Source organism: Kiloniellales bacterium (assembly GCA_030066685.1).
In the GTDB taxonomy this organism is placed as follows: domain Bacteria; phylum Pseudomonadota; class Alphaproteobacteria; order Kiloniellales; family JAKSBE01; genus JAKSBE01.
Map to the genome: position 1 here is coordinate 114,412 of JASJBF010000001.1, position 17,519 is coordinate 131,930.

The following is a 17,519-nucleotide window of genomic DNA, read 5'->3' on the forward strand; positions in this document are numbered from 1 at the left end:
TTGCCGGAAAAGTCCGGGCCTTCCCATCATGCGGGGCCTCAGTCCGGAGCCCGCCCCATGACCGAAGCTCTTTCCGGCGTCGCGCGGAACCTCGAAGCCTTCAGCGACGCGGAGGCCGCGCTGGCGCGGCTGGGCGAGATCTACGCCCGCGGGGCGGCCGCCCTGCGCGACCGCTTCGACCGCTTTCTGGCTGGAAAGGCGATCGAGCCCGACTCCTGGCCCTGCTATCCCTACCTCGGCATCGAGATCGAGCCGACGGATGTCAGCCGAAGCGGCGGGCTGTCCTACGGCAAGCTGCCGGGGGCGGGGGCCTACGGCACCACTCTGACCCGGCCCGACCTCTTCCGCGACTACTACCGGGCGCAGCTGGAGCTGCTGCTCGGCAACTACGGCAAGCCGGTCTGGGTCGGGACCAGCAGGCGGCCGATCCCCCTGACCTTCGCCGTGGAGGAGGCGACGGCCGACCTCACGGCCGAGAAGGTCCACGAACTGCGCGGCCTCTTTCCGCTGCCCGAGCTGTCGCGGATCGACGATTCCATCGCCAACGGCACCTACCGCCAGCCGTCGCACGCGCCGAAGCCCCTCGCGCTCTTCACCGCCGAGCGGGTCGACTACTCCCTGGTACGCTTGGCCCACTACACCGCGACCCTGCCGCGCTGTTTCCAGCGCTTCGTTCTCTTTACGAACTATCAGCGCTATGTTGATGAATTCATTGATTTCGGACGCAAACAAGTGGCGGAAGGCGAGGACTATCTCGCCTTCGTAGAGCCGGGCAATCTGGTGACCCCCAACCCGCGCCTGTCTTCCGATCCGGCCTCGGGCCGGGCCCCGGAGCACCTGCCGCAGATGCCGGCCTACCACCTGGTTCGCGAGGACCACGAGGGCATCACCCTGGTCAACATCGGGGTCGGCCCGTCCAACGCCAAGACCATCACCGACCATCTTGCGGTCCTGCGGCCGCACTGCTGGGTGATGGTCGGTCACTGCGGCGGGCTGCGGCTGTCCCAGCGGCTCGGCGACTACGTCCTGGCGCACGCTTACGTGCGCGACGACAACGTCCTCGACGTGGACCTGCCCGACTGGGTGCCGGTGCCGCCGATCGCCGAGATCCAGATCGCCCTGACCGAGGCGGTCTCGCGGGTCACCGGCCTGGCGGGCCGCGAGCTCAAGGTGCGGCTGCGCACCGGCACGGTCTTCACCACCGACGACCGCGACTGGGAGCTGCGCCACGACGAGCTGGCCCGGCGCTTCAACCAGTCGCGGGCCATCGCGGTCGACATGGAATCGGCGACCATCGCGGCCAACGGCTTCCGCTTCCGCGTGCCCTACGGGACCTTGCTCTGTGTCTCCGACAAGCCGCTGCACGGCGAGATCAAGCTGCCCGGTATGGCCGACGCCTTCTACCGCGCCCGGATCAGCCAGCACCTGCGGATCGGGATCGAGACCCTCTGCAGCCTGCGCGACGCCGGCGTCGAATCGCTCCACTCCCGCAAGCTGCGCAGTTTCGACGAGCCGGCTTTCCGCTAAACTTCGCTCATGGCGAAGGTTCAACCGCAGAAGGTCGCTCTGGTCGTCGGCGCCGGCGACTTCCTCGGCGGCGCCATCGCCCGGCGCTTCGCTCGGGAGGGCTTCCACGTGGTGGCCACGCGGCGGCGCGGCGATCTCGCGCCACTGGTCGCTGCGATCGAGGCGGACGGCGGCCGGGCCCGCGGCCTCCATTCCGACGCCCGCGACGAGGCCCAGGTCCAGGCCTTGGTCGAAGAGGTCGAGCGCGACCTCGGCCCGATCGAGGTCGCGGTCTTCAACGTCGGCGGCAACGTCCGCTTTCCAGTCGTTGAGACCACGGCGCGGGTCTACCGCAAGGTCTGGGAGATGTGCGCCCTCGGCGGGTTCCTGGTGGGCCGCGAGGTCGCCCGGCGCATGCTGCCGCGCGGCCGGGGCACGATCCTCTTCACCGGTGCCACCGCGAGCCTGCGCGGCGCCGCCGGTTTCGCCGCCTTTTCCGGCGGCAAGCAGGCCCTGCGCGCCCTGGCCCAGAGCCTGGCCCGGGAGCTCGGGCCAGAGGGTATCCACGTCGCCCACGTGGTGATCGACGGCCCGATCGACACCGAGTCGACCCGGGCGCTCTTCCCGGACTGGTTCGCCGCCCGCCCCGCGGACGGCATCATGCAGCCCGCCGACCTCGCCGAGATCTACTGGCAGCTGCACTGCCAACCCCGCTCCGCCTGGACCTTCGAGACCGACGTCCGCAGCTACCTGGAGCCCTGGTAGAGCCTCCGAACCAGGTTGCGTCGCATTGCGCTACGCGCGCAGACGGGGAAGATTGCGATGCGGAAGCTGATTCACCAGACGGGAGACGATGCCGTGTTCTGCAACTAAAGTGCGTCTTGCCTTGACCCTTGGAAATCGCACCGCCGATGTTCTGGAACCGAGCCAAGAGCCCGATCGATGAGGAGACCGAGGACTGGCTCATCGAATGCTGGAGCTGGCTTCTGGCGAACCTGATCGGGTTGGAGCAGCTTCGCGAACTCCCTCTGGTCCTGCCGACGCCCGAGTTCTTTCCGCCGAGCGACGCGGTCGGCCACGACCGCGCCGACCACGTCTTCCGCAGCGTCGCGGCCTGGAGTTGGACTCAAGACTGGCCATTCGTCTTGGTGCCCCAGGAGGAAGGCTTCAACCCGGTCCTTGGCCCGATGGCCGTGGTCCAGAACGTCGAATCCGAGCCCGCGGGAACCTTTTTCCTCGGACCGGGGGAGCCGATGCGAATCACCTACGATCCGGCCTTGCTCGACCGGCCGATGAGTCTGGTCGCCACCTTCATCCATGAAATCGCCCACGCCATCCTCCTGGGCATCGGCAAGGATGTGCCGGGCGGGCCGGAGTTCGAGGAATGGGCCACGGACCTGACCACGGTGTTCCTGGGCTTTGGCATCTTCGGCGCGAACTGCGCCGTCGAGTTCCAGCAGTTCCACGACGTTGGCGGCGGCGCCCAGGGCTGGTCCCTGCGGCGAAGCGGCTACCTGAGCGAGTCAGAATGGGCCTTCGCGCTCGCCCTCTTTCTGTCATCGAGAGGGGAGAGCATGGAGGCAGCCGCACCCTGGCTAAAGCCCACGCCGCTGACGCTGCTCAAGAAATCGCTACGATACTTCGAACGTTATCCGGAACGGCTGGCGGCCTTAGGACGATAGAACCCGAGGCCCAACAAAGTGGGCTCGTCAGATGACTGAAGATCAGGACAGCTGGCGCGTCATGCGCCAGGACGACAACGGCAACAGGTTTCTGGTCGAGAGCGGACTCTCGGCAGATCGGGCCAAGGCGCTGGTCGATGAGCTATCGGCTCGTGGACACAAGCAGACTTATTGGGTTGAACGCGAGACCGAAGTTGGTCCTCGAAATGGCCGCGCTCACTTCTAGCGGCCTTCTGGATTCCCTGCTCGCAGCTCCTTCAGCAACCTCTCCGCCACATCCTGGCGGACCTCGCCGGCTTCGATCAGGGCGGCGGCCAGGGTGTCGACCTCCTCGCCCAGGGCGCCGGCCAAGAGGGCGACGTTCTGGGCGTGCAGGGCCATATGGCCCTTCTGGATGCCGGTGGTGGCGAGGGCGCGCAGGGCGGCGAGGTTCTGGGCCAGGCCGACCGCGCCGATGACCCGGGCGAGGCCTTCCGCAGTCTCGACGCCGAGGACCTTGAGGTTCTGCTGCGCCGTCGGGTGCAGCCGGGTGGCGCCGCCGACCAAGCCGACGGCCAGCGGCATCTCCAGGACCCCGACCAGATCGTCGGCGGCGTCGGTCTCCCAGCGGCTGAGGCTGCGGTAGCGGCCGTCGCGGGCGGCGAAGGCGTGGGCGCCGGCCTCGACCGCCCGGGTGTCGTTGCCGGTCGCCAGGACCACCGCGGTCACGCCGTTCATGATCCCCTTGTTGTGGGTCGCGGCGCGGTAGGGGTCGGCCTCGGCGAAGCGGTAGGCCGAGAGGATGCCGTCGCGCACCTCGGCGCCGCCGATCTCCGCCAGCGGCCAGAGCGCGCGGGCGCGCACCAGGCGCCGGTCGGCTAGGTTCGAGAGGATGCGCAGGTGGGTCCGGGCGCCGGTCCACTCGGCGAGGCGCGGCGCCACGGCCTCGGCCATGGTGTTGACCGCATTGGCCCCCATGGCGTCGCGGGTGTCGACGATCAGGTGGGTGATGACCATGGGTCCCTCGGCGGTCTCGATGACCCGGACCTCGAGGTCGCGGAAGCCGCCGCCCAGGTCGCACAGCACCGGGTCGGCCGCATCGCAGATGGCCTTGATGTCGGCGCGCCGCTCCAGGACCTTGAGGCGGACCTGCGCCGGGTCCGGCATGCCGAGCTGCTGAATCTGGGCGATCATCTCATTACCGCTACTGGCTGTGGCGAAGCCGCCGCTCGCCCGGCAGCGCTTGGCCGCGTTGCCGATCGCGGCGATCACCGAGGACTCCTCGGTCGCCATGGGCACCAGCACGTCGCGGCCGTCGATCAGCAAGTTGGTGGCGATTCCGAGCGGCACGTTCATCGTTGAGACCGCGTTCTCGACCAGATGGTCGGCCAAGGTCAGCTGATCGCCGGCCGCAGCGGCGTAGTGCGCCGCCAGTTCCGGCCCGAGCCCGGCCAGCGCCGCAGTCCGCTCGGCACGCTCGACCGGCGTCAGCTTGTGGAAGCCCGAAAGCCGTGAGGTCGTTTCTGCCATCGTGGCACCCTCCCCAGGATCGCGGGGAGCTTAGCGCCGGCAGGGCGGTGCAGAAAGGGGCGGGCTTCCGAGCGGCCATGCAGAAAAGAGAGCGGGCCGCCCGGCCTGACGGCCGTGGCGGCCCTTCTCCATCCGGCCTTCGAAAGCTGCGCGCGGGGCGGTCCTGTCTGCGGCAGCCCCTCGGGGCGGATCCAGCGCGGTCGGGTTTTCCCGCTCGCTACCCTCTTGAACATCGCCGAGCCGATTTCCTTCCCCGACCGCGGCGCGAGGCGCCGTGGCAATTCGGTGGCGAGGGTGGCGGCCCGGCCGCAGCCGCGGCTCAGAGCAGCAAGCGGAAGGTTTCCTGATAGGCCGAAGGAATCGGCGAGAGGGGCGGGCAATAGGAGAGATCGGTCACCGTCTTGAAGATCTGCCCGGACAGAACCATCACGACGTCGTTGCTCTCAGAGACCAGCGGCATCATCAGGCGCTTTGTCAGCCGCTCCGGCTGCGTGCCGTGCAGGGGATAGAGGGACTCCGTATAGAGGGCGCAGCGTTTCCCGATGATCTCGGCGTAAAGCGCAAGGACATAGTCCCGGTAGGGCGGGCGCAGCAGCTCGTCGAGATACTGCCCGCTCAGGCTCTGGCCGGTGACGGCCTCGACCACGGTGCCGGCGAGGCGGTAGCGCAGGCGACCGTCCTCCAGGATATCGGTCAGCATGATGTGCGGTAGGATCTCGGGACCGATTTCGACCGGATCGATGTCCTTCCGGGAGGGCAGCTCGCGCCCGGCCTTTTTGCGGGACCAATAGAGAAAGAGCCGCTGCAGGAGCGGCTGATCGATGCCCGCTGGCGGCCGGGCGGATTCCCCGGCGTCATGGCTTTCGGGGTCGTACCCGAAGGCCCCGCGGGGTCTCTTCATGCCGATCGTCGTCACGGGCAGGCCCTATCCGGAATGCGCGCAGAGGGTGCGGTCATCAAGAGGCCGATGGTCTGAGCCGTCGGTAAAGAAAACCTGAAGAGCCGCCGCAATCCGAGCCGGCTGATTCCGGGGCCGGCGCTCGGGCCGGAATCCGGCTGGACCTGCGTGGCCCGAGCCCCTAAACCCTCGGCCCATGTCGATCTCCTCCCAGAGCGCCCTGGCCGAGGGCTTGGTGCGCGATTTTGCGGCGCAGCAGCCGATCCGGGCCGGTTCCTTCATCGTTACGATCTATGGCGATGCCGTGGCGCCGCGCGGCGGCACCCTGTCCCTGGTCAGCCTCCTGGCCTTGATGTCGGAGGTCGGGGTCAGCGAGAGCCTGGTGCGCACCGCGGTCTCCCGCCTCGCCGCGGACGGCTGGCTCAGGGGCAGCCGGCAGGGCCGCCACAGCTTCTACAGCCTGACCGAGGACGGCAGCCGGCGCTTCGAGGCGGCGACCCGCCGGATCTATCTCGGTACGCCTCCGCCCTGGGCGGGGACCTGGGAGGTCGTGCTGCTCCCGGGCGGGGCCGGAGAGGGCCGGGAGGTCCTGCGCAAGGCCCTGCGCTGGCTGGGTTTCGGCCAGGCCGGCCCGGCGGTGATGATCCACCCGCAGCCCGACCGCGAGGCACTGGCCGCGGTCCTGGGCGAGCCCGGAGCCGCCGCGGCGGCCCTTCTGGTCTCGGGCACGGCCGGGATCTCCGGCAAGTCGGCCGTGTTGACGCGTCTGGCGGCCGAGAGCTGGGATCTCGAGGGCCTGGCCGCCGGCTATCGCCAGTTCCAGGACCGCTTCGGGCCGCTGGGCGACGCCTTGGCCGTCGGCAGCGAGCTGACGCCGCTCGAGAGTCTTCTGGTCCGGCTGCTGCTGATCCACGAGTACCGCAAGGTGATCCTCCGGGATCCGGCCCTGCCGGCGGCGCTGCTGCCGGAGGACTGGCCGGGGCGCGCCGCGCAGGCCCTGTGCCGGCGGATCTATGCCGGCGTAGTGGAAGGGGCGGAGACCTGGGTCTCCGGGACCCTGCGCGGCGACGACGGGGCCTTGCCGCCGCCCAGCCCCGATTTCTGGTCGCGCTTCGGCGGCCTGCGCCCGGGAAACCCCTGATTCCCGCCAGGGCTGCGGCCTGAACATTACAGGAATTCATTGTTTTTCGGGGAATCTTGTGCCATATCATCGGGTAGAGCCGATCGGCCGGCCACACAGCCATCGGGAGCGACGGCGCGCATGTACACGCAAGGGCTGGACATCAAGCCTGGCGACAAGGCGATTCCTCTTGAGACCGGGAGCTCCGAAGCGGAGCGGCGCTTCCAGGACCGCATCGACCGGGACGAGCGGATCGAGCCCAAGGACTGGATGCCCGAGGGCTACCGCAAGACCCTGATCCGCCAGATCTCGCAGCACGCCCATTCCGAGATCGTCGGCATGCTGCCCGAGGGCAACTGGATCACCCGGGCGCCCTCCCTGCGGCGCAAGGCGGTGCTGCTGGCCAAAGTCCAGGACGAGGCCGGGCACGGCCTCTACCTCTACGGCGCCGCCGAGACCCTGGGCGTGTCACGGGCCGAGCTGGTTGAGCAACTGCTGAGCGGCAAGGCCAAGTACTCCAGCATCTTCAACTATCCGACCACCACCTGGGCGGACATCGGGGCGATCGGCTGGCTGGTCGACGGCGCCGCGATCATGAACCAGATCCCGCTCTGCCGCTGCTCCTACGGGCCCTATGCCCGGGCCATGATCCGGGTCTGCAAGGAGGAGAGCTTCCACCAGCGCCAGGGCTACGAGATCATGCTCGCCCTGTCGCGCGGCAGCGAGGCGCAGAAGGCCATGGCCCAGGATGCGCTTGACCGCTGGTGGTGGCCCTCGCTGATGATGTTCGGGCCCAGCGACAAGGATTCGGCCCATTCCGCGCAGTCGATGCGCTGGGGCATCAAGCGGATCTCCAATGACGACCTGCGCCAGAAGTTCGTCGACGTGACCGTGCCCCAGGCCGAGTACCTGGGGCTCAAGGTGCCCGACCCCGATCTCGCCTGGAACGAGGCGCGGGGCCACTACGATTTCGGCCCGATCGATTGGGAGGAGCTGAAGCAGGTGATCTCCGGCAACGGGCCCTGCAACAAGGCGCGCATGAAGGCGCGGCGCGATGCCCACGCCGAGGGCGCCTGGGTCCGCGAGGCGGCCTTGGCCCATGCCGAGAAGCGCCGCGCCCGGGCGCTGAAAAAGGCCGGCTGAGCCGGCCGAGGAGACGATCCCATGAGTTCACGCGACTGGCCTCTCTACGAGGTCTTCATTCGTTCGCGCAACGGCCTCAGCCACAAGCACGTCGGCAGCCTGCACGCCGCCGATGCCGAGATGGCCCTGGAGAACGCGCGCGATGTCTACACCCGCCGCGCCGAGGGGGTCAGCATCTGGGTCGTGCCCTCGGCCGAAATCGTCGCCTCCGACCCGGGTGCGAAGGACGCCTTCTTCGATCCGACGGCGGACAAGATCTACCGCCACCCGACCTTCTACGACATCCCCGACGACGTGAAGAACATCTGAGCGGCAGAGGCAGAGACGATGACCGACATCGCCAGGGACCAGCTCTTAGAATACCTGCTCCGGCTCGGTGACAGCAGCCTGATCCTGGGCCAGCGGCTTTCGGAATGGTGCGGCCACGGCCCGGAGCTGGAAGAGGACATCGCGCTGATCAATGTCGCGCTCGACCTCATCGGCCAGGCGCGGAGCCTGCTGACCTACGCCGGCGAGGTCGAGGGGCGAGGCCGCGACGAGGATGCCCTGGCCTTCCTGCGCGACGGCACGGGCTACTGCAACCTTCTGCTGGTCGAGCAGCCCAATCAGGACTTCGCCTACACCATCGCCCGGCAGTTCCTTTTCGACGCCTTCCATCTGGAGCTGCAACGGGCGCTCTTGGGCTCGGGTGACGAGCGGCTCGCGGCCATCGCCGGAAAGAGCGTGAAGGAGGTGACCTACCACCTGCGCCACAGCTCGGAATGGCTGGTCCGCCTAGGCGATGGCACACCGCTCAGCCACGACAAGATGCAGACGGCGCTCGACGACCTCTGGATGTACAGCGGCGAGATGTTCGAGATGGACGCCCTGGAGACCGCGCTGGCCGAGGCCGGCGTGGCGCCCGACCGCGCCGCGTTGCGTCCGGCCTGGGAGGCGCGGGTCTCGGCGGTGATCGAAGAGGCGACCCTGCAGCGGCCCGACGACGGCTGGATGCAGAGCGGCGGCCTGCGCGGCCGCCACAGCGAGCACCTAGGCCACATCCTGGCCGAGATGCAGCATCTGCAGCGGGCCCATCCGGGAGCCCAGTGGTGACCGCGACCCGGCCGGCTACGGACCTTTCTTCCGACCGTGTGGCCGGACCCAGGACCGCGGAAGAGGCCAAGGTCTGGACACTGCTTGAGGACGTCACCGATCCGGAGATCCCGGTCCTGACCGTGGCCGACCTCGGCGTGCTGCGCGAGGTCAGGACCGAAGGCGACACGGTCGAAGTGGTGATCACGCCGACCTACTCGGGCTGCCCGGCCATGGACACCATCGAGTCCGACATCCGGCTTCGGCTCGAAGGCGCCGGCTATCGGGACGTCAAGGTCACCACCGTGCTGGCGCCGGCCTGGACCACCGACTGGCTGAGCGAAGCCGGCCGGGCCAAGCTCGCCGCCTTCGGAATCGCGCCGCCGGCCGAGGCCAGCGGCAGCAAGCGCGCGCTCTTCGGCGAGGAGCCCGTGGTCGCCTGTCCGCACTGCGGCGCCCGCGAGACCGAGTGCGTCAGCCAGTTCGGCTCGACCGCCTGCAAGGCGCTCTACCGCTGTCGCGCCTGCCTGGAGCCCTTCGACTACTTCAAGTGCATCTAAGCGCCGCCGAGCGCCACGTATTCAAAGACACCAGAGGTCCCATGGCCCGCTTCCACGCCCTGACGATCGCCGAGGTCGCGCGCGAGACTGAGGACGCGGTCGTCGTCACCTTCGATCTGCCGCCGGAGCTGGCCGAGGCCTATGCCTACGTCCAGGGCCAGCACCTGACCCTGCGCCGTGACATCGACGGCGAGGATGTCCGGCGCAACTATTCGATCTGTAGCGGCGTCGACGAGGGCCGGCTCAGCATCGCGATCAAGCGGGTCGAGGGCGGCCGTTTCTCCAGCTTCGCCAACGACGCGCTCAAGCCCGGCGACAGGCTCGAGGTCATGACCCCGACCGGCTCCTTCCACACGGCCTTGGATCCGGCCCAGGCCAAGACCTACGTCGCCTTCGCCGCGGGCAGCGGCATCACGCCGATCATCTCGATCATCAAGACCACCCTGGCGCACGAGCCCGATAGCCGCTTCCTTCTGTTCTACGGCAACCGCAGCGTGGCCTCGATCATCTTCCGCGAGACCCTGGAGGATCTGAAGGACCGCTACCTGGAGCGCTTCTCGCTCTATCACGTGCTCAGCCGGGAAAAGCAGGAGGTCGAGCTCTTCAACGGCCGCCTGGACGCCGAGATGGCCGAGGCGCTGCTCTCCGCCTTCTGCCCCGTGGAGTCCATCGACGAGGCCTTCATCTGCGGCCCCGGGACCATGATCGAGGCGGTCAGCGGCAAGCTGACGGACCTGGGCCTGCCGGAAGCCAGGATCCACTTCGAGCTCTTCACGACCGAGGTCCAGCGCGCGCCCGAGTTGCGCCCGGTCGCGCATGGCAAGGTCGAAGGCAGCGGCGACGCGGCCGAGATCACCGTGATCCTCGACGGCGTGCGGACCCGCTTTGAGCTGCCCTACGACGGCGAGAGCCTGCTCGACGCAGCCTTGAAGGAAGGCCTCGACCTGCCCTTCTCCTGCAAGGGCGGTGTCTGCTCGACCTGCCGGGCCAAGCTGGTCGAGGGCAAGGTCGACATGACCGTCAACTACGCTCTGGAGGACGCCGAGGTAGACGCCGGCTTCGTCCTGACCTGCCAGTCGCATCCGCTGACCGAGCGCATCGTCCTCGACTACGACGAGGCGTAACGCCGCAGCGTGCAGGGGTCAACAGGCGTCGGCGGCCTTCGAAGATATCAGGATGCAGCCGGTATCGCGGCGGTAGGGGCTGAAGGTGCCGATATAGACCTCGTCTTGCGCCGGGCCCGTGCCCGCTCGCGTGTGGTCGGCCTGGTCCTTGCCGATGTGGCCGCGCGGCGTCGGGTCGCCGGCGAAGCCCCAGGTTGCGGTGTCGGGATCGATCCAATAGCGGCCGCTGGGCACCGGGCCGCCGGCAAGTTCGTCGAGCAGCGCAAGCTGCTTTTCCGACAATGCCTGGCCGTTGACGATAACCAGACGTTCCTGCGCATTCCCGTCCAGGGCGGCGAGGCCGACCAGAAAGGCGATGATCGCCAAGGTCAGAGCGAGACGTCCCAAGGTCGGTCGGTTTACCATGTGCATCCTGATCTCCGTTCGGACGCCGCCGGCTCCTGCAGATGACGGCGGGCGCTCAGTTCGAATCCGGCCCGCGACCGGATCCGACCTGCGAGATAGGGCCTTGCGTGCAAACCGCATGTGATTATTCGCACAGGGCCTGGCCGACCAGGCTTTCGCCGAAGGGGCCGGCCCCGACGAAAAGAAGGGCCGGCCTCTGATGAGGCCGGCCAAGGCATGATTTGGCGGGAGGTTCGGTGAGAGGGAGCCGGGATCGCCGCCGGCACTGCGGCATCCGTCTCGCTGTCTCACACCAAGAAATGGTGCGCCCCGAGGCGCCGAAAAGTGACGGTCGTCACAGTTCCCACAGTCCAGGCGCCGAGATGGCGCCTCACTGCCGGGTCTTGAGCGGCGAGAGCTGGACGATGGCGATGGTCACGAGCGGCGCCATGAGCGTGATCAGGGCCACGGAGATCAACAGCCAGCCGAGTTCGCCGTAGTCGGCGGCGACCTCGACGGCGCCCGTCGCCCGGTCGACGACCTCGCGCGTCACGACGTAGATCTGGTTCATGTACTTCGTGCCGAGACTGGCGGCGGAGAGCGCGAGGTTGGTGAAGGAGGCCATGACCGCGAAGAAGGTCGCCTTCAGGTGCGGCGGCGCGTTCTTGGCGATCCAGGCCAGCATCGGGATCATCGAGATCTGCGCCAGCGGCGATTCGATGGCGGTGTCGAGGATCGCGATGAAGCGCGCGTCGACGATGCCGCCGCTCCAGCCGGCGGTCCATTCGTGCAGGCCGTAGTACAAGCCGATGTTGGGCAGCGAGAGCAGGCCCGCGGCCAGAGTCAGCAAGGCCATGACGTAGGCGATGGAGCGCGTCGCCATCAGGGGCCGCAGAACCACCATGCCGACCAGCGCCAGGCCCGAGGTGATCAGCGACAGCACGGAGAGAAACTGCTGGTCGAAGCCGAGGACGTCGATCTCGAACCAGGTCACGCCGGGGCCGGGCAGGGGCACGGCGCGGAACACGAAGATGATGATGGCGGTCCCGACCAGGGCCTTCCGGACCCCGGCGTCCAGTTCCCGGATCAGCCGGTTCATCAGGAAGATCACGATCGCCATGGATCCGGCGAAGACGATCTCCTGGGCGTAGGGCACCTGGCCGAGGCCGATGCCCAGGGTGAAGACGGCGAAGGCGAGGCTGCCCCCGAGGATATACCAGTTGGGCCGTGTCTCGCCCGCGGGCTGGAACAGCAGCCGTTGGATCCGGAACTCGTCGACGCCGCGCCGGCGCAGACGCCGGGCCCGCAGGCGCAGGGTGAGCTGGCCGAGCAGAACCCCGGTGACCGAGACCGCGGGGATGCCCAGGGCGAGCAGGTAGATCCGGGCGTAGACCTCGACCTTGTCGGCCTCCGACATGGCCTCGACCCCGGCGAACATGAAGATGTTGACCGCCGAGACCGCGGCCAGGCCACTGATGATCGCGAAGCGGCCGAGGGTCTGCATGGTGGTGTGCATGGCCTTGATCTCGGCTTCGGGATAGGGCCGGCCCTCGTCGTCGGCGGTCGGGACCGCTTCCACGGTCATGGCGTCGGCGACGACGTCCTGGACCACGTAGCCGGTCGGCGCCAGCAGGGCCGAGGTCACGTACCAGGCCTCGATGGGCATGAAGCCGGTCATCCACCCGGTGTGGGCGATCAGGCCGTACATGATCCCGATTGCGAGCGCGATCAGCGCCGCGCCGAGGTAGACCAGCAAGGCCTTCCAGCGCCACAGCAGGTCCACCAAGTGGCCGAGCGGCATCTTCAGTGCCCAGGGAATCCCGGCCCAGAAGCCGAGACCGGCCAGAAAGGCCGCCGAGAGACCCAGGTACTCCTTGATGAAGAAAGTGCCGACGATCGCAGTCAGCCCGGAGACGCCGGCGGCGAGGTAGACCAGCAGGGGCGGCAGGTAGGACCAGCGCAGCTGGCGCGCCAGGTCGATGAAGGTGGCGTCGAGCCAGCGCCAGAGGGCGCGGGCGGTCATGTTCGCGCAGCTCCACGCCGGCCGCAGGCCGGCGCGCACGCCTGCAACGTGGCGTCGGGGCAGGGTCGCGAAGTCACCCTAAGGCCCGCCGATCACTTCAGGTATTTCGAATCGAGCGGCTTGGCCGTCTTGTTCGGGTCGATCCAGAAAACGTGCCCGCGCAGATCGTCGGGCAGGGTTGTGTGCTCGGAAAGGTCGAAGGTGTAGTCGACGATCCCGCCCTCGCCGTCGGACGTCTGCGCGCCGATGTAGAGCGCGCCGTGCCGGACCGAGTAGACCATCTTCGTGACCCGCTCGCCGGGCGGGTTGTCCAGGGTGATCTTCAAGATCTTGCCCTCGTAGCGCACCTCGGCCTTGTAGCGGGCCAAGTCCTCCTGGCTGATGTCGGAGGAGATGGTTTCGCAGGCGAACAAGAGGAGGCAGGCGAGGACGGCAGAAAGCTGCTTCATGGTGTTCCAGTCGCTGTGACGCCGAATCCGAGCGTATTGACCGGGAAACGGGCGGTGGAGTCAAACGCCCGGCCACCCGGGCTGCCGCCGGGCCGCTGGGCGCCAGAATCTCCTCTTGCCTTGGCCTCCCGGCTTCGGTGGATTGACACGGCCGGGGCGAGGCTCGCGCCTTCGGCCTGGGACAAGAGGCGGAGCGAAGAGGAGCAGAGGGACAACATGGCTGCGACACGTTTTGGATTGGGACAATCGGTCAGGCGCGTCGAGGATCGGCGCTTCCTGACCGGCCAGGGCCGCTACCTCGACGACATCGCATTCGACGGCCAGCTGCAGGCCCGCGTCCTGCGTTCGCCTTACGCCCACGCCGAGATCCGCCGGATCGACGTTAGCGCGGCGGCCGCCGTGTCCGGCGTGGTCGCGGTCCTGACCGGGGCCGAGGTCGCGGCCGACGGCCTGGGCGATATCCCGCCGGGCGCCCTGGTCACCAATCGGGACGGCAGCTCGAACCACGTGCCGTCGCGGCCCGCCCTGGCCCGGGAGCGGGTGCGTTTCGTCGGTGAGCCGGTGGCCCTGGTCCTGGCCGAGAACCTCGAGGCGGCGCGCGACGCCGTGGAGCAGATCGTCGTCGACTACGCCGACCTGCCGCCGGTCGTCGGGACCGAGGCGGCCCTGGCGGCGGGTGCGCCGCAGATCTATCCGGAGGCGCCGAACAACCTCTGCCTGGACTGGGAAAAAGGTGACGAGGCGGCGACCGAAGCTGCCTTCGCTGCGGCCGATCGTGTCGTGACCCTGGATCACGTGAACAGCCGCGTCGTGGTCAACCCGATCGAGCCGCGCGGCTGCGTCGGCCTCTGGGACCCGGCGACCGAGAGCTACACGCTCTACAACGCCGGCCAGGCGGTCCACGGCATCGCGCGCATGCTGGCGACCGGCGTCTTCAAGACCACGCCGGACAAGCTGCGGGTGATCTCGCCAGACGTCGGCGGCGGCTTCGGCACCAAGAACTTCGTCTACCCGGAAATGGCCCTGGTGCTCTGGGCCGCGCGGCGGCTGGGCCGGCCGGTGAAATGGATCTCCGAACGGACCGAAGGCTTCGTCAGCGACACCCAGGGCCGCGACCATGTGATGCGAGCGGAGCTGGCGCTGGCCGCCGACGGCCGCTTCCTTGGCCTGCGCATCGCCTCCATCGCCAACATCGGCGCCTACGTCTCGACTTTCGGCGCGATGATCCCGACCAACCCGGTCGCGGTCGTGCTCGGCGGGGTCTACGACATCCCGGCGATCCACTACCGGGTCAAGGGTGTCTTCACCAACACCGTGCCGGTCGATGCCTACCGCGGCGCCGGCCGGCCCGAGGCTTCCTACGCCATCGAGCGCCTGGTCGATCTCGCCGCGCGGGAGCTCGGCGTCGATCCCTTGGAGCTGCGCCGCCGGAACTTCATCCGGCCGGAGGCCATGCCCTACACCACCGGCGTCGGCAGCGTGCTCGACTGCGGCGAGTTCGAGCGGATCCTCGACCGGGTCCTGGAGACCTCGGACCATGCGGGCTTTACGGCGCGCCGGCAGGAGTCGGAAGGGAAGGGGCGCCTGCGCGGGCGCGGCTTCGCCTGCTACTTCGAAGCGACCCTGGGCCTGCCCAGCGAGAAGACCGAGGTCCGCTTCGACAAGGACGGCGGGGTCACCGTCCTGGCCGGCACAATGTCCAACGGCCAGGGCCACGAGACCACCTACGCCCAGATCCTGCACCAGCGCCTGGGGCTGGACTTCGAGAGCATCCGTTTCCTGCAGGGCGACAGCGGCCGGATCGCGGTCGGCGGCGGCCACGGCGGCTCGCGTTCGATGCAGCTGGGCGGCAACGCCCTGCTCGCCGCCGCCGACATCATCGAGGAGAAGGCCAGGAAGCTGGCCGGCCACCTGCTGGAGGCGGCGCCGGCCGACATCGAGCTGGCCGAGGGCGCCTGCCGCGTGGTCGGGACCGACCTCAAGATAAGCCTGCCCGAGCTGGCCCGGATCTCGAGGGATCCGGCGCGCCTTCCCGAGGGCATGGAGCCCGGCCTGGACGCGGTCGGCGGCTACGAGCGGGAGGCCAACACTTTTCCCAACGGCGCCCACGTCGCCGAGGTCGAGGTCGATCCAGAGACCGGCGCGGTGCACCTGGTCGCCTATCACGTGGTCGACGACTTCGGCACGCTGCTCAATCCCATGATCACCGCCGGCCAGGTCCACGGCGGCGTCGCCCAGGGGGTGGGACAGGCCCTGCTGGAGCGGACCGTTTTCGACCGCGAGAGCGGGCAGCTGCTGTCCGGGTCCTTCATGGACTACTGCATGCCCCGGGCCGACGACCTGCCGGATATCGAGGTCGTCTTCGAGCCGGTGCCGACCGAGACCAATCCCCTCGGCGTCAAGGGCTGCGGCGAGGCCGGCTGCATCGGCGCCCTGCCGGCCGTGATCAACGCGGTGGTCGACGCACTGAAACCTTACGGCATCCGCCATCTAGACATGCCGGCCACGCCGGAGCGGGTCTGGCGCGCGATCCAGGATGCCACGTCCGGACGACAAGGTGGGTCGTGAAGCTTCAGCCTTCGGCGAGCTGGTCGAAGGCCTCGAGGGCCTGCGCCCCGTAGACGTAAGAGGGCCCGCCGCCCATGTAGATCGCCATGCCGACGGTCTCGAGAACCTCTTCGCGCGTGGCCCCTAGCCTGATCGCCGCCGCGGTGTGGAAGCCGATGCAGCCGTCGCACCGCCCTGCGATGCCGATCGCCAGGGCGATGAGCTCCTTGGTCTTCATGTCCAGCGCACCCGGTCCGTTCGCAGCGCTCGCGAGCTCGGAGAAGGCCTTGGCGACCTCCGGCGCGAGCGCGCGGTAGTTCGAGATCGCCTCGGACAGGCTGCTGTTCTCGGCTTTCCAATCCTTGTGCATGGCTTCCGGCTCCAGGCTTGCAGGGAGATTCTCCTGTTCGCGATCTTGCGGCCACCGGTGAGTCCGAGCGCTGACCCACGTCAAGTCGAAGGGTTCTTTCGGGCAGGTTCGGGCACAGAGTTTACTGGCAGGAGTCCAGCGCCGAACCCAAGTAGAGTTGCGAGGAGGTCCGCATGACAGAAGAAGCCTCGAAACTCAGCCGACGCGCTGTCTTGGCATCGCTGGGCGCTGTCGGGCTCGCGGCGGGGATCGTTCGAGGCCGTGCCGCGGCGCGAACCCGGGCGGCGGATGGCCCCCTGACCAGGCCGATCCCGGCGAGCGGCGAGGCGCTGCCGGTGATCGGCATGGGCTCCTGGATCACCTTCGACGTCGGCGCCGACCAGGATGCGCGCGACCGGCGGGTCGAGGTGCTGCGCGCCTTCTTCGAGGCCGGCGGCGGGATGATCGATTCCTCGCCCATGTATGGGTCCTCCGAAGAGGTGATCGGCCACGCCCTGGCGCGGCTCAAGGACGGTGCGCCGCTGTTTTCCGCGACCAAGGTCTGGACGCCCTCGGTGCGCCGCGGGCCGGATCAGATGGAGGCCTCGCGGCGGCTCTGGGGGATCGAGCGTTTCGACTTGATGCAGGTCCACAACCTCGTCGAATGGGAAGGTCATCTGGAAACGCTCAAGGCCTGGAAGGCCGAGGGCCGGGTCCGCTACCTCGGCGTCACCACCTCCCACGGCCGCCGGCACGCCGCCCTGGAGCGGCTGATGGCGACGGAGCCGCTGGACTTCGTGCAGTTCACCTACAACCTGATCGACCGCGAGGCCGAGCGGCGCCTCTTGCCCCTGGCCGCCGAGCGCGGCCTGGCGGTGATCGTCAACCGGCCGTTCCGGCGCGGCGCGCTCTTCGACGCCTATGCCGGCAAGCCCCTGCCGGGTTGGGCAGCCGAAATCGACTGCGAGAACTGGGCGCAGCTCTTCCTCAAGTTCGTGGTCTCGCACCCGGCGGTGACCTGCGCCATCCCCGCGACCTCGCGGGTCGACCACATGCGCGAGAACATGGGCGCGGCCTACGGCCGGCTGCCGGACCCGAAGCTCCGCCAGCGTATGATCGGCTACATCCAGAGCCTTTAGCGGTGGATCGCGACC

General features: G+C 68.6%; 18 protein-coding genes. 12 read left to right on the forward strand and 6 right to left on the reverse strand.

Annotated features, from left to right (window positions below; translation table 11 throughout):
- Positions 1 to 57 precede the first annotated feature (57 nt).
- The 4 genes from QNJ30_00530 (at position 58) to QNJ30_00545 (ending at position 3,414) form a co-directional block, all read left to right on the forward strand.
- Positions 58 to 1,527 carry an AMP nucleosidase gene (locus QNJ30_00530; protein ID MDJ0941922.1) on the forward strand — a complete coding sequence of 490 codons (1,470 nt, stop codon included), beginning with the start codon at positions 58 to 60 and terminating at the stop codon, positions 1,525 to 1,527.
- Between the two features lie 9 nt (positions 1,528 to 1,536).
- Entirely contained in the window at positions 1,537 to 2,271 is a 735-nt protein-coding gene (locus QNJ30_00535) for an SDR family NAD(P)-dependent oxidoreductase (GenBank protein MDJ0941923.1), read from the forward strand.
- A gap of 146 nt (positions 2,272 to 2,417) precedes the next feature.
- Positions 2,418 to 3,188 carry a hypothetical protein gene (locus QNJ30_00540; protein MDJ0941924.1) on the forward strand — a complete coding sequence of 257 codons (771 nt, stop codon included), beginning with the start codon at positions 2,418 to 2,420 and terminating at the stop codon, positions 3,186 to 3,188.
- Between the two features lie 31 nt (positions 3,189 to 3,219).
- Positions 3,220 to 3,414 (forward strand): hypothetical protein, encoded by a 195-nt coding sequence (locus tag QNJ30_00545; GenBank protein ID MDJ0941925.1) that lies wholly within the window; start codon positions 3,220 to 3,222, stop codon positions 3,412 to 3,414.
- On the opposite strand, the gene QNJ30_00550 is transcribed toward QNJ30_00545, so the two are convergent.
- Together QNJ30_00550 and QNJ30_00555 are read right to left on the reverse strand one after the other, a co-directional pair.
- Positions 3,411 to 4,697 carry a hydroxymethylglutaryl-CoA reductase, degradative gene (locus QNJ30_00550; GenBank protein ID MDJ0941926.1) on the reverse strand — a complete coding sequence of 429 codons (1,287 nt, stop codon included), beginning with the start codon at positions 4,695 to 4,697 and terminating at the stop codon, positions 3,411 to 3,413. The two genes, QNJ30_00545 and QNJ30_00550, sit on opposite strands and share 4 nt — an antisense overlap.
- A 319-nt stretch (positions 4,698 to 5,016) precedes the next feature.
- The gene (locus tag QNJ30_00555) at positions 5,017 to 5,598 is read right to left on the reverse strand and encodes a PAS domain-containing protein (protein MDJ0941927.1); all 582 of its coding nucleotides are present in this window, start codon (positions 5,596 to 5,598) and stop codon (positions 5,017 to 5,019) included.
- A gap of 193 nt (positions 5,599 to 5,791) precedes the next feature.
- Between QNJ30_00555 and paaX the strand changes: the two genes are divergently transcribed.
- From paaX to paaK, 6 genes are all read left to right on the forward strand, one after another.
- Positions 5,792 to 6,736, forward strand: coding sequence for a phenylacetic acid degradation operon negative regulatory protein PaaX (gene paaX / locus QNJ30_00560; GenBank protein MDJ0941928.1), 945 nt, complete (start codon positions 5,792 to 5,794; stop codon positions 6,734 to 6,736).
- A 120-nt stretch (positions 6,737 to 6,856) separates the two neighbouring features.
- On the forward strand, positions 6,857 to 7,858 hold the full coding sequence (gene paaA, locus QNJ30_00565) for a 1,2-phenylacetyl-CoA epoxidase subunit A (protein MDJ0941929.1): 1,002 nt from the start codon (positions 6,857 to 6,859) through the stop codon (positions 7,856 to 7,858).
- Positions 7,859 to 7,879: 21 nt separating this feature from the next.
- Entirely contained in the window at positions 7,880 to 8,167 is a 288-nt protein-coding gene (paaB, locus tag QNJ30_00570; GenBank protein MDJ0941930.1) for a 1,2-phenylacetyl-CoA epoxidase subunit B, read from the forward strand.
- A gap of 18 nt (positions 8,168 to 8,185) precedes the next feature.
- On the forward strand, positions 8,186 to 8,950 hold the full coding sequence (gene paaC / locus QNJ30_00575; protein MDJ0941931.1) for a phenylacetate-CoA oxygenase subunit PaaC: 765 nt from the start codon (positions 8,186 to 8,188) through the stop codon (positions 8,948 to 8,950).
- Positions 8,951 to 8,988: 38 nt separating this feature from the next.
- Positions 8,989 to 9,489 carry a phenylacetate-CoA oxygenase subunit PaaJ gene (gene paaJ, locus QNJ30_00580; protein MDJ0941932.1) on the forward strand — a complete coding sequence of 167 codons (501 nt, stop codon included), beginning with the start codon at positions 8,989 to 8,991 and terminating at the stop codon, positions 9,487 to 9,489.
- A 41-nt stretch (positions 9,490 to 9,530) separates the two neighbouring features.
- Positions 9,531 to 10,613 (forward strand): phenylacetate-CoA oxygenase/reductase subunit PaaK, encoded by a 1,083-nt coding sequence (gene paaK / locus QNJ30_00585; protein MDJ0941933.1) that lies wholly within the window; start codon positions 9,531 to 9,533, stop codon positions 10,611 to 10,613.
- Between the two features lie 18 nt (positions 10,614 to 10,631).
- On the opposite strand, the gene QNJ30_00590 is transcribed toward paaK, so the two are convergent.
- From QNJ30_00590 to QNJ30_00600, 3 genes are all read right to left on the reverse strand, one after another.
- Complete coding sequence (locus QNJ30_00590; protein ID MDJ0941934.1) at positions 10,632 to 10,979, reverse strand: hypothetical protein; 348 nt, start codon at positions 10,977 to 10,979, stop codon at positions 10,632 to 10,634.
- Between the two features lie 409 nt (positions 10,980 to 11,388).
- Positions 11,389 to 13,020: a hypothetical protein gene (locus QNJ30_00595; GenBank protein ID MDJ0941935.1), complete on the reverse strand. Its 1,632-nt coding sequence runs from the start codon at positions 13,018 to 13,020 to the stop codon at positions 11,389 to 11,391.
- 92 nt (positions 13,021 to 13,112) lie between these two features.
- Positions 13,113 to 13,469 carry a hypothetical protein gene (locus tag QNJ30_00600; protein MDJ0941936.1) on the reverse strand — a complete coding sequence of 119 codons (357 nt, stop codon included), beginning with the start codon at positions 13,467 to 13,469 and terminating at the stop codon, positions 13,113 to 13,115.
- A 216-nt stretch (positions 13,470 to 13,685) separates the two neighbouring features.
- On the opposite strand from QNJ30_00600, the gene QNJ30_00605 reads away from it, so the two are divergent.
- Complete coding sequence (locus tag QNJ30_00605) at positions 13,686 to 16,037, forward strand: xanthine dehydrogenase family protein molybdopterin-binding subunit (protein ID MDJ0941937.1); 2,352 nt, start codon at positions 13,686 to 13,688, stop codon at positions 16,035 to 16,037.
- A 4-nt stretch (positions 16,038 to 16,041) separates the two neighbouring features.
- Here the strand turns inward: QNJ30_00605 and QNJ30_00610 are convergent, their stop codons facing one another.
- Positions 16,042 to 16,386: a carboxymuconolactone decarboxylase family protein gene (locus QNJ30_00610; GenBank protein MDJ0941938.1), complete on the reverse strand. Its 345-nt coding sequence runs from the start codon at positions 16,384 to 16,386 to the stop codon at positions 16,042 to 16,044.
- A 173-nt stretch (positions 16,387 to 16,559) separates the two neighbouring features.
- Between QNJ30_00610 and QNJ30_00615 the strand changes: the two genes are divergently transcribed.
- Positions 16,560 to 17,504 (forward strand): aldo/keto reductase, encoded by a 945-nt coding sequence (locus QNJ30_00615; GenBank protein ID MDJ0941939.1) that lies wholly within the window; start codon positions 16,560 to 16,562, stop codon positions 17,502 to 17,504.
- The last annotated feature ends 15 nt before the right edge of the window (positions 17,505 to 17,519 follow it).

Excerpts from the sequence above, each read along its gene's own strand:
- QNJ30_00530 (MDJ0941922.1), top strand. The coding sequence starts at position 58 with ATGACCGAAGCTCTTTCCGGCGTCGCGCGGAACCTCGAAGCCTTCAGC.
- QNJ30_00535 (MDJ0941923.1), top strand. The coding sequence starts at position 1,537 with ATGGCGAAGGTTCAACCGCAGAAGGTCGCTCTGGTCGTCGGCGCCGGC.
- QNJ30_00540 (MDJ0941924.1), top strand. The coding sequence starts at position 2,418 with ATGTTCTGGAACCGAGCCAAGAGCCCGATCGATGAGGAGACCGAGGAC.
- QNJ30_00545 (MDJ0941925.1), top strand. The coding sequence starts at position 3,220 with ATGACTGAAGATCAGGACAGCTGGCGCGTCATGCGCCAGGACGACAAC.
- QNJ30_00550 (MDJ0941926.1), bottom strand. The coding sequence starts at position 4,697 with ATGGCAGAAACGACCTCACGGCTTTCGGGCTTCCACAAGCTGACGCCG.
- QNJ30_00555 (MDJ0941927.1), bottom strand. The coding sequence starts at position 5,598 with ATGAAGAGACCCCGCGGGGCCTTCGGGTACGACCCCGAAAGCCATGAC.
- paaX (MDJ0941928.1), top strand. The coding sequence starts at position 5,792 with ATGTCGATCTCCTCCCAGAGCGCCCTGGCCGAGGGCTTGGTGCGCGAT.
- paaA (MDJ0941929.1), top strand. The coding sequence starts at position 6,857 with ATGTACACGCAAGGGCTGGACATCAAGCCTGGCGACAAGGCGATTCCT.
- paaB (MDJ0941930.1), top strand. The coding sequence starts at position 7,880 with ATGAGTTCACGCGACTGGCCTCTCTACGAGGTCTTCATTCGTTCGCGC.
- paaC (MDJ0941931.1), top strand. The coding sequence starts at position 8,186 with ATGACCGACATCGCCAGGGACCAGCTCTTAGAATACCTGCTCCGGCTC.
- paaK (MDJ0941933.1), top strand. The coding sequence starts at position 9,531 with ATGGCCCGCTTCCACGCCCTGACGATCGCCGAGGTCGCGCGCGAGACT.
- QNJ30_00595 (MDJ0941935.1), bottom strand. The coding sequence starts at position 13,020 with ATGACCGCCCGCGCCCTCTGGCGCTGGCTCGACGCCACCTTCATCGAC.
- QNJ30_00600 (MDJ0941936.1), bottom strand. The coding sequence starts at position 13,469 with ATGAAGCAGCTTTCTGCCGTCCTCGCCTGCCTCCTCTTGTTCGCCTGC.
- QNJ30_00605 (MDJ0941937.1), top strand. The coding sequence starts at position 13,686 with ATGGCTGCGACACGTTTTGGATTGGGACAATCGGTCAGGCGCGTCGAG.
- QNJ30_00610 (MDJ0941938.1), bottom strand. The coding sequence starts at position 16,386 with ATGCACAAGGATTGGAAAGCCGAGAACAGCAGCCTGTCCGAGGCGATC.
- QNJ30_00615 (MDJ0941939.1), top strand. The coding sequence starts at position 16,560 with ATGACAGAAGAAGCCTCGAAACTCAGCCGACGCGCTGTCTTGGCATCG.